This window comes from Pseudomonas sp. (assembly GCF_050739655.1).
GTDB lineage: Bacteria > Pseudomonadota > Gammaproteobacteria > Pseudomonadales > Pseudomonadaceae > Aquipseudomonas.
Genome location: NZ_JBOIBY010000563.1, coordinates 1 through 17,069 on the forward strand (window position 1 = coordinate 1; position 17,069 = coordinate 17,069).

Sequence of the window (17,069 nt, forward strand, 5' to 3'; positions counted from 1 at the left end):
GCCTGCGGCAGCTCCTACAGGGAAATGCATTCCAGGGTAGGAGCTGCCGCAGGCTGCGATCTTTTCGGCGCGACGACGTTCGCGTTCATGCACTCGCTTCGCCGCGGGATCGCTGGCAGACTGCCAATCCTTCTACGCCGTTCGTTTTGAGGCTGTATGCCAACGTTTTCTCAGCGTCATGTGTTGCTGGTCATCAGCTGGGTCATTATTTTTGGCGGACTGCTGCTGGTGATCCCGCTGCGTCTGCTGCCCAGCCTGTTGGCCGGGTTGCTGGTGTTCGAACTGGTCAACATGCTCACTCCGCAGCTACAACGGCTGATCGAAGGCCGGCGTGCGCGCTGGCTGGCGGTGGCGCTGCTGGGGACATTGGTGGTCAGTGTGCTGACCCTGATCTTTGCCGGTGCCTTCAGCTTTCTGCTGCACGAGGCGGAAAACCCCGGCGCTTCCCTCGACAAATTCATGCACGTGGTCGACCGCGCGCGCGGCCAGTTGCCGCCCTTCATCGACGCCTATCTGCCGGCCAGCGCCGCGGAGTTCCGGGTGGCGATTGGCGAGTGGATGAGCAAGCATCTGAGCGACTTGCAACTGGTGGGCAAGGACGTGGCGCACATGTTCGTGACGCTGCTGATCGGCATGGTGCTGGGGGCGATCATCGCCTTGCAGCGCATTCCGGACCTGACCAAACGCAAGCCTCTGGCGGCTGCGCTGTTCGATCGTCTGCACCTGCTGGTCCAGGCCTTTCGCAACATCGTGTTCGCGCAGATCAAGATTTCCCTGCTCAACACCTTCTTCACCGGGATCTTCCTGGCGGTGGTGCTGCCAATGTTCGGTATCAAGCTGCCGCTGACCAAGACCCTGATCGTCCTGACCTTCCTGCTCGGCCTGTTGCCGGTGATCGGCAACCTGATGTCGAACACCTTGATCACCATCGTTGGCTTGTCGCTATCGATTTGGGTGGCCGTTGCGGCGTTGGGTTACCTGATCGTTATCCACAAGCTCGAATACTTCCTCAACGCGCGCATCGTCGGCGGGCAGATCAGTGCCAAGTCGTGGGAGTTGCTGTTGGCGATGCTGGTGTTCGAGGCCGCGTTCGGCTTGCCGGGGGTGGTGGCGGGGCCGATTTACTACGCTTATCTGAAGAGTGAGTTGAAGCAGGTGGGGATGGTTTGATCAGGCACTTGTGTTGCTTGATCTGACGCTATCGCTGGCAAGCCAGCTCCCACAAGGTTCAGTGTCGTTCTCACAATCAGGGATAAACACAAAACCTGTGGGAGCTGGCTTGCCAGCGATGGACGCGCCGCAGTCTTGGATCAGCCCATCGACCCATAGCGTTTGGCCGCCTCAATCGCCAAACCACTGCCAATGCTGCCGAAGATATTCCCCTCGACATGCCGTGCATTCGGCAACATCGCCGACACGCTGTTGCGCAGCGCCGGTATCCCGCTCGAACCGCCTGTGAAGAACACCGTGTCCACCTGATCGAACCCGACGTTGGCGTCTGTCAGCAACTGGCTCACGCTGTTGCGCACGCGCTCGAGCAAGTTGTCGATGGCCGATTCGAACAACGCGCGGGTCAGGTCCACGCTCAGACCGGTCTCGATGCGATCCAGCGGCACCACGCGGCTGTCGGAATAGGTCAACTCGATCTTGGTTTCTTCAACCAGCATCGCCAGCCAATGCCCGGCGCGCTGCTCGATCAGCTTGAACAGGCGATCGATGCCGCCGGTGTCTTCGATGTCGTAGCGCATGCTGCCCAGCGCCAGTTGCGACTTCTGCGAATACACCGAGTTGATGGTGTGCCAGGTCGCCAGGTTCATGTGATGACTGGTCGGCATGTAGGCGCCGCTCTTCATCCGGCTGCCGTAGCCGAACAGCGGCATCAGGCCTTGCAGGCTCAACTGCTTATCGAAGTCGGTACCGCCGATGTGCACACCACCAGTGGCCAGAATATCTTCGTGACGGTCATCCACACCCCGACGCTCCGGCGACAGGCGTACCAGCGAGAAGTCGGACGTACCACCGCCGATGTCGACGATCAGTACCAACTCTTCTTTCTCGATGGTCGACTCGTAGTCGAATGCGGCGGCAATCGGCTCGAACTGGAAAGAGACTTCCTTGAAGCCGATCTTGCGGGCCACATCCACCAAAGTGTCTTCAGCTTCCTTGTCCGCCAGCGGATCGTCGTCAACGAAGAACACCGGTCGACCCAGCACCACTTCTTCGAACTCCCGACCGGCGGCGGCTTCGGCGCGGCTCTTGAGTTGGCCGATGAACAGGCCGAGCAGGTCCTTGAACGGCATGGCCGTGCCCAGGACGCTGGTGTCGTGCTTGATCAACTTGGAACCCAGCAGGCTCTTGAGCGAGCGCATCAGGCGCCCTTCGTAGCCTTCCAGGTACTCGTGCAGCGCCAGCCGGCCGTATACCGGGCGACGTTCTTCGAGGTTGAAGAAGACCACCGAGGGCAGGGTGATCTTGTCGTCCTCCAGCGCAATCAGCGTTTCCACGCCGGGGCGCAGCCAGCCGACGGTGGAGTTGGACGTGCCAAAATCGATACCAAGGGCACGGGCTGGAGAGGCGTTGTTCATGTCTTTCAAGTTCCGGTTAAAAAACGGCCGCGCAGTGTATGCCAGTGCGGCACAGAATCGAAGGCCGGTTATCCGCTAAATCTTGCCGTTCGACGCCTTGAAAGACGCGCCATTACCCCCAAACTACCCTGCATCAATCGGACAGCCGCGCAGCGACCGCAAGTCGCCGCGCCTGCTGCCGATAAACTTCTGATGCGCTACCCGGTCACAACCATGAGATTGGTCAAGTCCTGCACTGCAAACAGGTGCATGCTGTGGCAGGTGGCGCGATTTCGATAACGGATGGTGATTCGAGCGATGGACTTCAAAGACTATTACAAGATTCTCGGCGTGGAGCCGACGGCAGACGACAAGGCGATCAAGGCCGCCTATCGCAAGCTGGCGCGCAAATACCACCCCGATGTCAGCAAGGAAAAAGACGCCGAGGCCAAGTTCAAGGACGCCTCCGAGGCCTATGAAGCGCTGAAAAGTGCTGACAAACGCGCCGAATATGACGACTTGCGCCGCTATGGCCAGCATGGCCAACCGTTCCAGGGACCACCGGGCTGGCAGAGCCGTGGCGGGTTCGGCGGTGGCGGTCAGGACACCGGCGATTTTTCGGACTTCTTCAGTTCGATCTTCGGCAACCGTGGCCCGGGTTTTGGTGGTGGTGAACAGTCGCGTCGCAGCAGCGGGCGTCGAGGGCAAGACGTGGAAATGGAACTCGGCGTATTTCTGGAAGAAACCCTGTCGAACGAATCGAAGAAGGTTACTTTCCAGGTGCCGCAATACAACGCGGCCGGCCAGCACGTCAGCAACACCAGCAAAAGCCTGAACGTGAAAATTCCGGCAGGCGTGACTGACGGCGAGCGCATCCGCCTCAAAGGCCAGGGCGCGCCGGGCACCGGTGGTGCTGCCAATGGCGACCTGTACCTGACGATCCGTTTTGCACCGCACCCCAAATTCGACGTCGAAGGCGAAAACCTGATCATCACGCTGCCCCTGGCACCGTGGGAGCTGGCGCTGGGCACTGAAGTCGCGGTACCAACCCTGACCGGCAAGATCAACCTCAAGGTCCCGGCCGGCAGCCAGAACGGCCAGCGCATGCGCGCCAAGGGCCACGGGCTGATGAACAAGGCCGGTGAGCGCGGATTCCTGTTCGTGCAATTGAAGGCCGTCATGCCGAAAAAATCGGACGATGACATCAAGGCCCTGTGGCAGGAACTGGCGAAAAAAGCCGCTTTCGACCCGAGAGAACACTTCTGATTTCAGACATGGAGTAGCCCACTATGAGCAGCCCCCTGATCGTTCAACTGGACATGGCAGAATTCTGTGAGGCGACCGACTTGTCGGACGTCTACGTGATCGAAATCGTCGAGCACGGCATCCTTGAACCCCAGGGGAGCGCACCCAAGGATTGGCGCTTCACCGATTACGAACTTACCCTGGCCAACCGCGCCGCCAAGCTGCGCCACGATCTGGAACTGGAATGGGAAGGCGTCGCCCTGGCGCTGGATCTGCTCGAAGAGGTCCGTGAGTTGCGGGCGGAGAATCGGATGCTCAGGCAGCGGTTGGGCAGGTTGGTGGTTGAATAATCGTTCCGATGTTTCGTGTGCCTGTTCAACGGCACAAGCGCACGTCAGGCTGGTGGTAAATATGTATTTCAGGCTCCGTGATTTTCGAATCGTCGGGGCCTTTTTATTGGAGTGGCCCAGCAGTTATTTGGACTTTTGTTTCCAATACAGGCGAATAAGCTGAAAGCTCTTTCTCTGTTATCAAGGTGATTCAAAAGTGTCTGATTTGCATGGAAGCAACTCGCTGGAAACTCCGGCTCAAAATAACGGCGTTCATTACGATCGTGTATTGGGTGCAATACCCGATGCAATCAAGAATGCCTCTCTTGAGAGGTTGAAAACCTTATCAACCCTCAAGCCGAAAATACCTGAATGGTATAGCGCCGCGCGGGAAATAGACCGCCAGTATTTAAAGCAACTGATAGAAGAACAAGGACGTCTGCAAGGCGTGTTGGATAAGACGCTGGGCGACTTGCAGCACGACATCAATGCCTTCGCCGAACCACTGCTCAATACGTCATTGCAGTCGAACTTCAACACGGTGAAGAACATCAATGAACTGACCGTTCAACTTGAAGTGCCCGACAAGATTGGTTTCGTCATTGATATCGGGGCCAGTCGCATTCGGCATTCCACGCTGCTGGAAGCGGCACTGCACAACTTCGAGGAATCCGAGACTGAGGAGGGCGCGTTTCGCGGCAGTTCCGGTATTTACCGCAAAGATAAACCGGGCAGTTCCAGCCGCGAGCCGGCTATCTCCGTGCCAGCGTTTGCGTCGATGTGCCGAAAGCTGGACATCGGCGGGCAGTATCAAGCGCACATCAAGTCCGTCTTGTTACCCGATACCGAGCGAGCAAGGCTGACGTTGCAACAGCAGAGCGTGGCCAGTGAAAAGGCCGCTTTCCATGTGGCGGCACTGATCGCTCTGATGAAGGGCGATATCAGCAGTCATGCCTATGGCAAGCTGGGGCAAGTGCGTGAGGGAAGGGCGAGCGTCACGCTGTACGACCAACCGTTGCACAGCCATCGTTTATCACTGATGGGCTTCAGGTTGACCGGCATTGTTCTGTTCAGTGCCATCGGCGATCCATCGCAATTGAAGACGGCAATCGACGCGCTGACCCCTGTTGCGTTGAAGTTCTGGAACGAGTGGTCACATCGCATTCCGGCATTGCCCGGCAATGAGTACGAGCAGTTCAAGTTGTTACAGGCGTTCTTTGCCAATGGCCCGCAAGGCGTGAACGACGAACTGCTTCGTCGGGATGATATCTACCGACAAAGTCGTTTGTCTGGCTCGTTGATTGCCTATGTACCCGATGATCCTCATCACCCGTTGAAAGAATATTCCTCGCTGACCGAGTTCATGAAGGAGCTGCTGGGTCAGCTGCGAAACAAGGATTACCAGTCTTTCTTCAGCCGTTTTGTGGCGCAGGGTGACAAAGGACGGTTTTTCACCCGGGTCAACGAACGCCTGACGACTTTCACCTGGCATGAGCGCGAACCACTGGACATGGGCCCGTGGTGGCGTGAAACGGCGGTCGAAAACCCCAATGCAGAGCCGATCACCAATCAGGTCGAGGGCGATTTGTGGGTCGCGCTGTTTCTGTCGCGCCGCGACAAGGCCATTGCCGATGCCAGGCTGATCGCTGTGCCGACCGACGACGAAGATGCCACTTCACGCTTCAAGCGCTTGACCAGCTATTTGTCGATCGGCTGGAACGTTTTCAATTTCGCCGCGATGCTGGTGCCCGGACTGGGTGAAGCCATGCTCGGCATCATGATCGCGCAGATGCTTGCCGAGGTGGCCGAAGGGGTCGAGGACTGGAGCAAGGGTGACAAGGAAGAAGCCGCTGCCTACTTCAACGGAGTCTTGATCAACTTCGCGCAGTTGGCGCTTATGGGCGCCGGCCATGTGTTGCCAACCGGCGGGGTAACGCCGATCAAGGTCTCGCCATTTGTCGAAGGCTTCAAGCCTGTGGAAGTCGGTGGTAAAGCGCGTTTGTGGAACCCCGATCTTGGCCCCTATGAGCAATCGGTGGTCTTGCCGGAGGGCGCGAAGGCCACCGATCAGGGACTGTACCAACACGAGGGCCAGGACCTGTTGCGACTCGACGACAAGTGCTATGGCGTCAAGCAGGATCCGAATACCGCAGAGCACCGCTTGCAACATCCAACCCGCGCTGACGCCTACCAGCCACGGCTGGAACACAACGGTGCTGGCAGCTGGAAAACTGAACTCGACCAACCGCTTCAGTGGAACAAGCGGCAATTGCTCAGGCGACTGGGTGCTTCGGTGGACGGGATGAGCGATGAAACCCTGGAGCAGCTTCTGACCACCAGTGGCATGCACGAAAACGCCTTGCGCAGGCTCCACGTCGAGCATGAAACCCCGCCCGCACTGTTGGCCGATACGCTCATACGCTTCAAGGCCCATGCCGATGCGCAAGCCTGCGCAGAAGACATTCTGGCCAATCGTATTGGTGATGAGTGGGCCGATTACGCGGTGCGATCCATGACCGAAATGCGCGGCTGGCCCGACGATAAGGCCATTGAAGTTTTTCAGGGGCCGGGCCTGACGGGATCGTCAATCAAAGATGGCTATGCCAACGCGCTGCCGGCCGATACGTTGCAGATGACCTGGTCCGAATTGTTGGCCGGAGCGCTGCCTGAGCGGGTGGTCGGCTTCCTGGATAAAAAAGCGCTTGGTGTACTGTTTGACCAATGGTTATCCGGTGACGCACAGAAACGTACCGAGGCACTGCGTGACCAATGGGCGGCACAGTTGCGTCAGCGCAAGAAGCAACTGTTCGACCTGCTGTACCAGCGTCGGACACGTTCGGACGATGTGTCGGTGAACCTGCTCAAGGGCGACTTCGCCGAGATCTCCATCGCCCAGGCGCAAGAGCTGATCAGCGAAGCGCAGCCCTCGGACATCCAACATTTGAGCGAAAAAAAACGTGTGCCATTACGCCTGGTTGAACAAGCCCGTAAAGCAGCGCAGCAATTGCGGATGGCGCGAGCCTATGAAGGTCTGTACCTCGACGCATTGCACAGCGTTGATACCGCGCGCCTGGAGCTGCATTCGCTGGCAGCCTTGCCGGGCTGGCCAGCGGATATGCGTTTGGAGATTCATGAATACTCATTCGAGGGACCGTTGACCGATAGCATTGGCCCCGCCGACGCTCCGATCCGTAAAGTGCTGATTCTGGACGAGGATGGCAAATACGAGGCGCGGGACGACACCAATCAACACCTGCACGGCGCGGACAACGTGTATGCGGCGGCACTGCATGCCTTACCCGACGCACAGCGAACGGCCCTGGGCTACGGCATCAACGACGCGGTGCGGCTTGAGCAAGCAATAAAATTACGTCCCCAGGACCGCGATGCGTTTGAGCCGATTCTGCGGGACAACCCCAATTTCAAGCCGCCCTACGACCCCGCTGTCATGCGTCTGCGTGGCGGTATGCAAGGTTATGCGCAGCAAGCGCCATACGGCAGAGGATTGCGGCAGCGGGCTCATGCGCTGTATCCCGGCCATAGCGCGCAGGAAATCGAAACAATGTTGACCGGGTTCAGTCAGAACGGTGGTTCAGCGCCTGGGCGCCTTGCCGCGCTGGAGGGCGAGTTCAATCAACTCAACAGATCGCTGCAACGCTGGATCAACTCACCGACGCAGTCCTTTCGCTTTAGCCCGGCGGGCGTGGCGGAGTGGAATGCACGGGATCAGATCTACAAAGCAATCAGGCAATGCTGGCAGCGAACCGGGCCGGCGGGCGTCGAGGTCTCGGGCGTGGTACGGCCCCAGGCATTGAGGTTGGATAATTTCGGCAACCTGGACAAAATTCTGGAAACGTTGCCCCGGCTGCAGGCCGACTTTGACCATGTCACCAGCCTGAGCTTGCGCAATGGCGGGTTGGGCACCGAGCACATGTCCTTTCTCGATGCGTTTGACCAGGTGCGTTCGCTCAACCTGCAAGACAATCTGCTCACCGCTGTTCCGCAAGCGCTGGGTGAAATGCGCCATCTCACTGACCTGTCCCTCAGTAATAACCTCATCAAGCTGGACACGCTGGCCGTGGAACGATTGAAGAGACTGACCCGGCTCAGGGCTTTGGGGCTGAGCGGCAATCCGCTGGGGCTTGTACCGGACATCGGCCAGATGCCGCAGTTGCAGCTGCTTGTTCTGAGCGATACCGGGTTGGACACCTGGCCTGTCGGGCTTTTTTCCCAGTCGCGACCGCGCAGCATCTATCTCGACCTGAGTCGCAACCCCATCAGCCGGATTCCCGAGGTTGCGCCTGGCTCGTTCCGCGCCGAATTGCTGGCGCGTACCTTGATCAGCCGTGAGCCGCGCTGGATCTCGGAAGAGAACCTGAGCACCCTCAAGTCTTACATTGAGTCGGTGGGCATGGACCCGGACCGTCCTTACCCGCCACGGGGCGCGCTGGACAGCTCCGACTGGGGGATGGGCATGACGAAGGAGCAATGGCAGCAAAAGCAGGAATTCTGGGACGCTGTCGAAGATGAGTTCGATTCAGTGCCGTTTTTCAATGAAATCCGCAAGCTCACTCTATCGGCCGACTTCACCGCCGGTGGTGCCTATCAGTTGGACCTGACCTCGAAAGTCTGGCGCATGATCGAGGCCATGGCCCAGGACAGCGAGTTGCGACTCAAACTGTTTAACGAGGCTACAACGCCTACCGAATGCGTGGATGGCGGCACGCAATTGTTCAACGCCATGGGTGTGCAAGTGATGATTCACGAGGCTTACGCACTGGAGCGCGTGGATTTGATCGAGACAGAGTTATTGGAGCTGGCGTTGGGCAAGTCCAGGCTCGATGAACTCGGTGCGATTGCCCGTCATCGAATAGCCGAGCGTATGTCGAAGGGCGAGCAGATCCGCCGGGTCGACGACCTTGGCAATGTGACGGGCTCCATCGATGAAGTGGAAGTGCATCTGGCCTATATGACCGATCTGGCGCAGCGCCTGGACTTGCCATGGCAGGCCAGGGGCATGCAGTTTCGTAATATCGCCGAGGTGAGCAAAGAGATGATCGAGGCAGCGGCTCAGCGGATCAAGGCGCTGGAGGAAGGTGATTTGCTGACTGATCGAATCTTCGAACAACCCCTTTGGAAAACCTGGCTGGAGTCTGTTTACAGCGAGAAATTGAGTGGCTTGAAGCGCCGGATTGACGCCACCACCGATTTGCAGGATGCATTGCAGCGCAGGGCCAATGGGGCGCGGCTCACGGCTAAGGAAACTGCCGATGTGGAGGCAGAAATAAAGGCGCTTTGCAGCGAGTTGGGCAAGAGTGAAAGTGATTTTGCCGATGGCCAGCTCATGACTGACGAGGCCTATGTTCAAGACTTGAACGATATCGATCGGCAGATCACACAACAGCTGAAAGCGCTGACCCAAGAAGCGATGAAGCGGGCAGATGTGGAGCGGCTGCGGATCACATCCCCTCAGTAATTACGTCAAAACAAAGGCCTCGACACGTTACGTGCGAGGCCTTTGTGCATGGCGCGTCAGCTGATTCAGAAGAGGAAGTAGCGCTGCGCCATCGGCAAGGTTTGCGCCGGTTCACACCAGAGCAATACGCCATCGGCCTTGACCTGATAGGTCTGCGGGTCGACGTCGATTTCGGGCAGGTAGTCGTTGTGGATCAGATCGGTTTTTTGCACGTCGCGGCAGCCTTTGACCACGGCGATTTTCTTTTTCAAACCCAGCGCCTCAGGCAAGCCTGCTTCCTGCGCGGCCTGGCTGATGAAGGTCAAGCTGGTGGCGTGCAGTGAGCCGCCGTAGCTGGCAAACATCGGACGGTAGTGCACCGGCTGCGGGGTTGGAATCGAGGCATTGGCGTCCCCCATCAGGCTGGCCGCGATGGCGCCACCCTTGAGGATCAGCGTCGGTTTCACGCCGAAAAACGCCGGGCGCCACAGCACCAGATCCGCCCATTTACCCACTTCGACCGAGCCCACTTCGTGGCTGATGCCATGGGTGATCGCCGGGTTGATGGTGTACTTGGCGATGTAGCGTTTGGCGCGGAAATTGTCGTTGCCTTCACCGTCCAATGGCAGGGGACCGCGCTGCTTTTTCATCTTGTCGGCGGTTTGCCAGGTACGGGTGATCACTTCGCCGACACGGCCCATGGCCTGGCTGTCGGAGCTGATCATCGAAAACGCGCCCAAGTCGTGGAGGATGTCTTCGGCGGCAATCGTCTCGCGGCGAATGCGGCTTTCGGCAAAGGCCACGTCTTCGGCAATGCTCGGATCGAGGTGATGGCAGACCATCAGCATGTCGAGGTGTTCGTCGATGGTGTTGCGGGTGAACGGCCGGGTCGGGTTGGTGGAGCTCGGCAGTACGTTGGTAAACCCGCAGGCCTTGATGATGTCCGGCGCGTGACCGCCACCGGCACCTTCGGTGTGATAGGTGTGAATGGTGCGGCCCTTGAAGGCGGCGAGGGTGGTTTCGACGAAACCGGATTCGTTGAGGGTGTCGGTGTGGATCGCGACCTGTACGTCGTACAAATCGGCCACGCTCAGGCAGTTATCGATACTCGCCGGGGTAGTACCCCAGTCTTCGTGCAGTTTCAGGCCGATGGCCCCGGCCTTGACCTGTTCGATCAATGGCTCCGGCAGGCTGGCGTTGCCCTTGCCGGTGAGGCCGATGTTCATCGGGAAGGCGTCCGCCGCTTGAAGCATGCGCGCCAAATGCCACGGCCCGGAAGTGCAGGTGGTGGCGTTGGTTCCGGTGGCAGGTCCCGTGCCGCCGCCGATCATGGTGGTGACGCCACTCATCAGCGCTTCTTCGATCTGCTGTGGGCAGATGAAGTGGATGTGGGTGTCGATACCGCCCGCGGTAAGGATCATGCCTTCACCGGCGATGACTTCGGTGCTGGCGCCAATGGCGATGTTGACGTTGGGCTGGATGTCCGGGTTGCCGGCCTTGCCGATCGCCGCGATCCGACCGTCCTTGAGGCCAACGTCAGCCTTGACGATGCCCCAGTGATCGATGATCAGTGCGTTGGTGATCAGGGTGTCGACCACTTGGGCAGCCAGCAATTGGCTTTGACCCTGGCCGTCGCGGATCACTTTACCGCCACCGAATTTCACTTCTTCGCCGTAGGTGGTGAAGTCTTTTTCCACTTCGATCCACAGTTCGGTATCGGCCAGGCGCACCTTGTCGCCAACGGTGGGGCCGTACATGTCGGCGTAGGCTTGACGGGAAATCTTCATTGCAAGTCCTTCACAGGTTGATCGTTCCCACGCTCTGCGTGGGAATGCCGCCATGGACGCTCTGCGTCCGCTCTTGGGACGCGGAGCGTCCCGGGATGCATTCCCACGCAGAGCATGGGAACGATCAGTTAGTCGAGATCACCCATAACCCGTCCGGCAAACCCGAACACCCGGCGATGCCCGGCCAGGTCCACCAACTCGACCTCGCGACTCTGCCCCGGCTCAAAGCGTACGGCGGTGCCAGCCGGTATGTTCAGGCGCATGCCGCGACTGCTGGCGCGGTCGAAGGTCAGGGCGTCGTTGGTTTCGAAGAAGTGGTAGTGCGAGCCCACCTGGATCGGCCGGTCGCCACTGTTGGCCACCGTCAGGCTGATCGTGCGGCGGTCGACGTTGAGTTCGATGTCGCCGGGCTGGATCTGGTATTCACCGGGAATCATCAATGGGCTCCTTGGAGAATCTTGTAGTAGAGGGCGGTCGGCTTGTAGCGCCCGGTCGGGTCGCAGGCGTAATCGGGGATTTCGCCAGCGCGGGTGTAACCCAGCGCCTTGTAGAAGTCTTCGGCGGGCGAGCCGGCTTCGGTGTCGAGGTAAAGCATGCCGCGCTTGTGTTGCAAGGCAGCTTGTTCCAGCGCAGTCATCAATTGTTGGCCCAGGCCGCGACGACGCGCGTGTTCGCGCACCAGCAGTTTCTGTACTTCGGCACGGTTGCGGCCATTGGCTTTCTGGCACAGGCCCAGTTGCACGCTGGCTTGAACCTGTTCGTCCTTGACCACCACCCACAGCAGCACATTGCCCTTGTTGAGGTGCTCTTGAACCTCATCGAAATACGCGCGGGCTTGCGTGGCATCGAGATCGGCCATGAAGCCGACGCTGGCGCCATAACCGACGGCGTCGAGCAGCAGGTCGATCAAACCCTGACGATAGTGCGCAAAGCTTTCAACGTTGACGCGTCGCAGTTGGGCGGGGTTCATGGGTTATCACTCCTTGTGGACGGCAGGGGGTTGCGCGCCAGGATTGAGGGTCAATTGCATGAAAGTCAGGTCCAGCCAGCGACCGAACTTGGTGCCCACTTGCGGCATCTGCCCGGTGGTCACGAAGCCGATGCGCTCATGCAGGCGAATCGAAGCGCTATTGCCGCTTTCGATGGCGGCGACCATCACGTGTTTGCCGCAGTCTCTGGCGCGCTCGACCAAGGCATCCATCAGTTTTGGCCCAAGGCCGTTACCACGCTGGTCGCTGCGCACGTAGACCGAGTGCTCGACGGTGTGGCGGAACCCGTCGAACGGTCGCCAGTCGCCGAATGAGGCGTAGCCCAGCACGGTCTCGTCCCCATCGACGATCACCAGAATCGGATAAGCCTGTGCCTGTCGGGCGTTGAACCAGGCCTGGCGGTTGCCCAGATCCACGGCCTGCTCGTTCCAGATGGCGGTGGTGTTGAGCACCGCGTCATTGTAGATGTCGCGGATCGCCGGCAGGTCGGCCTGTATGGCATCGCGTATTTGGTAAGTCATGGCGTGGCCTCAGGCGATAGGTTGGTGGACGGTGACCAGTTTGGTGCCGTCGGGGAAAGTCGCTTCGACCTGGATCTCCGGGATCATTTCCGGGATACCATCCATCACCTGTTCGCGGCTGAGCAGCGTGGTGCCAAAGTGCATCAGCTCTGCCACGGTCTGGCCGTCGCGGGCGCCTTCGAGCAGCGCTGCCGAAATGTAGGCCATGGCCTCCGGGTAATTGAGTTTCACACCGCGGGCCAACCGCCGCTCGGCCACGAGGCCGGCGGTGAAGATCAGCAGTTTGTCTTTTTCACGTGGGGTCAGGTCCATCGTTGAAATCCATATTCGGCAGTTAAAAAGTCTGGCGCCCTGTAGGAGCTGTCGAGTGAAACGAGGCTGCGATCTTTTGATCCTGCTCTTTCCAATACCGATACAAGACAAATCAAGATCAAAAGATCGCAGCCTGCGGCAGCTCCTACAGGGGAACGGTGTTCAGGTGTTCCATATTCGGGGTGGGACCGCTTCGCGACCAAGCAATGCCGGGCGCAGCATTTTCCACAAATCGATCAGCCAGCCTCGGGCGAGCAACGCCTCACTGGCCAGGCAACGTGCAACCAACAACCCCGGCAACTGCGTCAGATCCCCGCGCACATCGTGAGTCAGCGAGCGGCACTGCTCCAGCAAATCTCCATCGACCTCGCCAGTCACCAACAGTGTCGCGAACACCGGTTGTCCGTCCAGGCCTATCGGTGAGTCCAGCAAACCGTCATTACCGACGATGCGCTGGCGTTCATGCCAGAGCAACTGGCCGTCGCGGCGGATGTCCAGGTGCGCCTGGAAGTGCCCAAGGTCGAAGCGCTCGCCACTGGCCGGCCGACCCAGCGCAACCACGTCCCAGTAGAACAGCCGGGCATCACCTTGCAGTTCGATGGTGGTGCTGAGTTCAGCCTGTGCTGCGCTGAAAACGATGGTCTCCTGGGGCAGCCATTCCAGTGTCGCACCGGCCGCCACATGCAAATTCAGCTGCTGATAAGCGGGGCCAGCGGCGCGATACCACTTGGCGGCGCCGGGGCTGGTGATTTGAGCCCAGGCATCAGCGCCGACGCTGGCCGAAATGTCCAGCCGGTCGCCACCGGCAATGCCCCCCGGTGGATGGATGATGATGTGCTGGCACACCTGCGGACCTTCGGCGTACAGATGTTTTTGTACGCGCAACGGGCCAAGGTGGCGACGCTGGACCGGGCGCGTGCAGTCGCCGAAACGGGCGTAGCCCAGTTCCAGCTCGGCGTGCCAGCTCGGCGTAAACAATGCGGTGGAGGCAGGTAGATTCATGGCTTTAATTATCGTTAGGACGCTACAGATTAGATCGTGCTCTAAATCGTGACCAGGCCGCGCACGCCTTCGGCCTCCATATTTTCTCCGCGACCCTGCTGCACGATTTCGCCCCGGGACATCACCAGGTACTGATCGGCCAGTTCAGCGGCAAAGTCGTAGAACTGCTCCACCAGTAAAATTGCCATGTCACCACGGGCTGCGAGCTTTTTGATCACCGCACCGATTTCCTTGATCACCGACGGCTGGATACCTTCAGTGGGTTCGTCGAGGATCAGCAGGCGAGGGCGGCTGGCCAAGGCGCGTCCGATGGCGAGCTGTTGCTGTTGTCCACCGGACAGGTCACCACCGCGACGTTGCTTCATTTGCAACAGCACCGGGAACAACTCATAGATGAACGCCGGCACTTCCTTGGCTTCGCTGCCGGGGAAACGTGAGAGGCCCATCAGCAGGTTTTCTTCCACCGTCAGGCGAGCAAAAATTTCCCGGCCCTGTGGTACGTAGGCGATTCCTGCATGCACGCGTTGGTGCGGCTTGAACGTGGTGATCGGTTTGCCTTCCCAGTTCACCGCACCTTCTTTAGCCGGGAGCAGGCCCATCAGGCACTTGAGCAGGGTGGTCTTGCCCACGCCGTTACGGCCGAGCAGGCAGGTGACTTCACCGACCTTCACGTCAAACGTCAGGCCGCGCAGGATGTGGCTACCGCCGTAGTACTGGTGCAGCTTGTCGACTTGCAGCATTCTCAAACTCTCCCCAGTGATCGTTCCCACGCTCTGCGTGGGAATGCATCCCGTGACGCTCTGCGTCACTCATGCGCAGGACTTGAATCCTGCAATGTCAGCAGGACGCGGAGCGTCCCTGGCGGCATCCCCACGCGGAGCATGGGGACGATCATTTGTAAGTTCATCGACCGAGGTAAACCTCGATAACGCGTTCATTTTCCTGCACCTGCTCCAGCGAACCCTCCGCCAGCACGCTGCCCTGATGCAGCACGGTGACGTGGTCGGCAATCGAGCCGACGAAGCCCATGTCGTGTTCCACCACCATCAGCGAGTGCTGGCCGGCCAGGCGCTTGAACAGCTCGGCGGTGAACTCGGTCTCGGCGTCGGTCATGCCCGCCACTGGTTCATCGAGCAGCAGCAGTTGTGGGTCCTGCATCAGCAACATGCCGATCTCCAGGAACTGCTTCTGGCCGTGGGAGAGCAAGCCTGCGGGGCGATTGACCGAGGCGGTCAGACGGATAGTGTCGAGAACCTCGGCGATACGGTCCTTCTGTTCGCCACTCAAGCGTGCCCGCAGGCTGGCCCACACCGACTTGTCGGTCTTCTGTGCCAGCTCAAGGTTTTCAAACACGTTCAAGGCTTCGAACACCGTCGGCTTCTGGAACTTGCGGCCGATACCGGCCTGGGCGATCTGTACTTCGCTCATCTGCGTCAGGTCCAGGGTTTCGCCGAACCAGGCCTTGCCGTGACTGGGGCGGGTCTTGCCGGTGATCACGTCCATTAGCGTGGTCTTGCCCGCGCCGTTGGGGCCGATGATGCAGCGCAGTTCACCAACGCCGATGTACAGGTTCAGATTGTTCAGCGCGCGGAAGCCGTCGAAGCTGACGCTGATGTCTTCCAGGGTCAGGATGGTGCCGTGGCGGGTGTTCAGGCCTTTGCCGGCGCGTTGGCCGAGACCGATGGCATCGCGGCTGCTGCCGGCGTCCTTGTTGGGCTCCACAGGAAAAAACGCTGGTTCGAGCATGAATTCAGCTGTCGCAGTGACTCTCATGATTCACCTCTTTTTTCAGCAGACCGATCACACCCTTGGGCAGGTACAGGGTCACGACGATGAACAGCGCGCCAAGGAAGAACAGCCAGTACTCGGGGAACGCCACGGTGAACCAGCTCTTCATGCCGTTGACCACACCGGCGCCGAGCAACGGACCGATCAACGTGCCGCGCCCGCCCAGCGCCACCCACACCGCGGCTTCGATGGAGTTGGTCGGCGACATTTCACTCGGGTTGATGATCCCCACTTGCGGCACGTACAGCGCACCGGCCAGGCCACACAACACCGCGCTCAACACCCAGACGAACAACTTGAACCCGCGTGGGTCGTAGCCGCAGAACATCAGGCGGTTCTCCGCATCGCGCAGCGCAGTCAGCACCCGGCCGAACTTGCTCTGCGCCAGGCGCCAGCCGATGTACAGGCTCGCCACCAGCAACAGCACCGTGGCGAAAAACAGCACCGCGCGGGTGCCCGGTTCAGTGATGCCAAAGCCAAGAATCGTGCGGAAGTTGGTGAAGCCGTTGTTGCCGCCAAAGCCGGTTTCGTTGCGAAAGAACAACAACATGCCGGCGAAGGTCAGGGCCTGGGTCATGATCGAGAAATACACGCCCTTGATCCGCGAACGGAAGGCGAAGAAACCGAACACCAACGCCAGCAACCCCGGCGCCAGCACCACCAGGCACAAGGTCCAGAGGAAGCTGCTGGTGCCGGTCCAGAACCACGGCATTTCGGTCCACGACAGGAACGTCATGAATGCCGGCAAACCATCGCCCGAGGCCTGACGCATCAGGTACATGCCCATGGCATAACCACCGAGGGCGAAGAACAGGCCGTGGCCGAGGGACAGCAGGCCGGCATAACCCCAGACCAGATCGAGTGCCAGGGCAACGATGGCGTAGCAAAGAATCTTGCCCACCAGCGTTAGCGTATAGGCGGAGACGTGCAGCGTACTGTCCGCCGGTAACAGCGACAGCAGCGGCAATGCCAGCAGAAGAACGAGGATCACCACACCGACGGCGATCGTGACTTTCGGGCCGGCCTTTTGCGTGGCCGTGAGCATCAGGGGCTGGTTCATCAGTCGATCACCCGTCC

14 protein-coding genes are annotated in these 17,069 nt (G+C 59.6%); 4 read left to right on the plus strand and 10 right to left on the minus strand.

Features of this window, described 5'->3' with window-relative positions; all coding sequences use genetic code 11:
* The first annotated feature begins 156 nt into the window (after positions 1-156).
* Positions 157-1,170 (plus strand): AI-2E family transporter, encoded by a 1,014-nt coding sequence (locus tag ACRESJ_RS26770; RefSeq protein ID WP_431760544.1) that lies wholly within the window; start codon positions 157-159, stop codon positions 1,168-1,170.
* Positions 1,171-1,310: 140 nt separating this feature from the next.
* Here the strand turns inward: ACRESJ_RS26770 and ACRESJ_RS26775 are convergent, their stop codons facing one another.
* Complete coding sequence (locus ACRESJ_RS26775; RefSeq protein ID WP_431760545.1) at positions 1,311-2,585, minus strand: Hsp70 family protein; 1,275 nt, start codon at positions 2,583-2,585, stop codon at positions 1,311-1,313.
* Between the two features lie 297 nt (positions 2,586-2,882).
* On the opposite strand from ACRESJ_RS26775, the gene ACRESJ_RS26780 reads away from it, so the two are divergent.
* The 3 genes from ACRESJ_RS26780 to ACRESJ_RS26790 all read left to right on the plus strand — a co-directional run bounded on the left by ACRESJ_RS26780 (position 2,883) and on the right by ACRESJ_RS26790 (position 9,614).
* Positions 2,883-3,830, plus strand: a complete 948-nt coding sequence (locus tag ACRESJ_RS26780; protein ID WP_431760546.1) for a DnaJ C-terminal domain-containing protein — start codon at positions 2,883-2,885, stop codon at positions 3,828-3,830.
* Positions 3,831-3,853: 23 nt separating this feature from the next.
* Positions 3,854-4,159 (plus strand): chaperone modulator CbpM, encoded by a 306-nt coding sequence (locus ACRESJ_RS26785; protein ID WP_431760547.1) that lies wholly within the window; start codon positions 3,854-3,856, stop codon positions 4,157-4,159.
* A 196-nt stretch (positions 4,160-4,355) separates the two neighbouring features.
* Entirely contained in the window at positions 4,356-9,614 is a 5,259-nt protein-coding gene (locus ACRESJ_RS26790) for a dermonecrotic toxin domain-containing protein (protein ID WP_431760548.1), read from the plus strand.
* 65 nt (positions 9,615-9,679) lie between these two features.
* Here the strand turns inward: ACRESJ_RS26790 and ureC are convergent, their stop codons facing one another.
* The 9 genes from ureC to urtC form a co-directional block, all read right to left on the minus strand.
* Positions 9,680-11,380, minus strand: coding sequence for an urease subunit alpha (gene ureC, locus ACRESJ_RS26795; protein WP_431760549.1), 1,701 nt, complete (start codon positions 11,378-11,380; stop codon positions 9,680-9,682).
* A gap of 128 nt (positions 11,381-11,508) precedes the next feature.
* Complete coding sequence (locus ACRESJ_RS26800) at positions 11,509-11,817, minus strand: urease subunit beta (protein ID WP_431760550.1); 309 nt, start codon at positions 11,815-11,817, stop codon at positions 11,509-11,511.
* On the minus strand, positions 11,817-12,350 hold the full coding sequence (locus ACRESJ_RS26805; RefSeq protein ID WP_431760551.1) for a GNAT family N-acetyltransferase: 534 nt from the start codon (positions 12,348-12,350) through the stop codon (positions 11,817-11,819). The genes ACRESJ_RS26800 and ACRESJ_RS26805 overlap by 1 nt, the downstream gene beginning before the upstream one ends.
* A gap of 6 nt (positions 12,351-12,356) precedes the next feature.
* Complete coding sequence (locus ACRESJ_RS26810; RefSeq protein ID WP_431760552.1) at positions 12,357-12,890, minus strand: N-acetyltransferase family protein; 534 nt, start codon at positions 12,888-12,890, stop codon at positions 12,357-12,359.
* 9 nt (positions 12,891-12,899) lie between these two features.
* Complete coding sequence (gene ureA / locus ACRESJ_RS26815; RefSeq protein ID WP_034149685.1) at positions 12,900-13,202, minus strand: urease subunit gamma; 303 nt, start codon at positions 13,200-13,202, stop codon at positions 12,900-12,902.
* Positions 13,203-13,364: 162 nt separating this feature from the next.
* Positions 13,365-14,204, minus strand: a complete 840-nt coding sequence (locus ACRESJ_RS26820) for an urease accessory protein UreD (RefSeq protein ID WP_431760553.1) — start codon at positions 14,202-14,204, stop codon at positions 13,365-13,367.
* 41 nt (positions 14,205-14,245) lie between these two features.
* Positions 14,246-14,944 (minus strand): urea ABC transporter ATP-binding subunit UrtE, encoded by a 699-nt coding sequence (gene urtE, locus ACRESJ_RS26825; RefSeq protein WP_431760554.1) that lies wholly within the window; start codon positions 14,942-14,944, stop codon positions 14,246-14,248.
* 163 nt (positions 14,945-15,107) lie between these two features.
* Entirely contained in the window at positions 15,108-15,977 is an 870-nt protein-coding gene (gene urtD, locus ACRESJ_RS26830) for an urea ABC transporter ATP-binding protein UrtD (protein WP_431760555.1), read from the minus strand.
* Positions 15,955-17,052: an urea ABC transporter permease subunit UrtC gene (urtC, locus tag ACRESJ_RS26835; RefSeq protein WP_431760556.1), complete on the minus strand. Its 1,098-nt coding sequence runs from the start codon at positions 17,050-17,052 to the stop codon at positions 15,955-15,957. The genes urtD and urtC overlap by 23 nt, the downstream gene beginning before the upstream one ends.
* Between the last annotated feature and the right edge of the window lie 17 nt (positions 17,053-17,069).

Coding starts and splice junctions, on each gene's coding strand:
- ACRESJ_RS26770 (WP_431760544.1), top strand. CDS start 157: ATGCCAACGTTTTCTCAGCGTCATGTGTTGCTGGTCATCAGCTGGGTC.
- ACRESJ_RS26775 (WP_431760545.1), bottom strand. CDS start 2,585: ATGAACAACGCCTCTCCAGCCCGTGCCCTTGGTATCGATTTTGGCACG.
- ACRESJ_RS26780 (WP_431760546.1), top strand. CDS start 2,883: ATGGACTTCAAAGACTATTACAAGATTCTCGGCGTGGAGCCGACGGCA.
- ACRESJ_RS26785 (WP_431760547.1), top strand. CDS start 3,854: ATGAGCAGCCCCCTGATCGTTCAACTGGACATGGCAGAATTCTGTGAG.
- ureC (WP_431760549.1), bottom strand. CDS start 11,380: ATGAAGATTTCCCGTCAAGCCTACGCCGACATGTACGGCCCCACCGTT.
- ACRESJ_RS26800 (WP_431760550.1), bottom strand. CDS start 11,817: ATGATTCCCGGTGAATACCAGATCCAGCCCGGCGACATCGAACTCAAC.
- ACRESJ_RS26805 (WP_431760551.1), bottom strand. CDS start 12,350: ATGAACCCCGCCCAACTGCGACGCGTCAACGTTGAAAGCTTTGCGCAC.
- ACRESJ_RS26810 (WP_431760552.1), bottom strand. CDS start 12,890: ATGACTTACCAAATACGCGATGCCATACAGGCCGACCTGCCGGCGATC.
- ureA (WP_034149685.1), bottom strand. CDS start 13,202: ATGGACCTGACCCCACGTGAAAAAGACAAACTGCTGATCTTCACCGCC.
- ACRESJ_RS26820 (WP_431760553.1), bottom strand. CDS start 14,204: ATGAATCTACCTGCCTCCACCGCATTGTTTACGCCGAGCTGGCACGCC.
- urtE (WP_431760554.1), bottom strand. CDS start 14,944: ATGCTGCAAGTCGACAAGCTGCACCAGTACTACGGCGGTAGCCACATC.
- urtD (WP_431760555.1), bottom strand. CDS start 15,977: ATGAGAGTCACTGCGACAGCTGAATTCATGCTCGAACCAGCGTTTTTT.
- urtC (WP_431760556.1), bottom strand. CDS start 17,052: ATGAACCAGCCCCTGATGCTCACGGCCACGCAAAAGGCCGGCCCGAAA.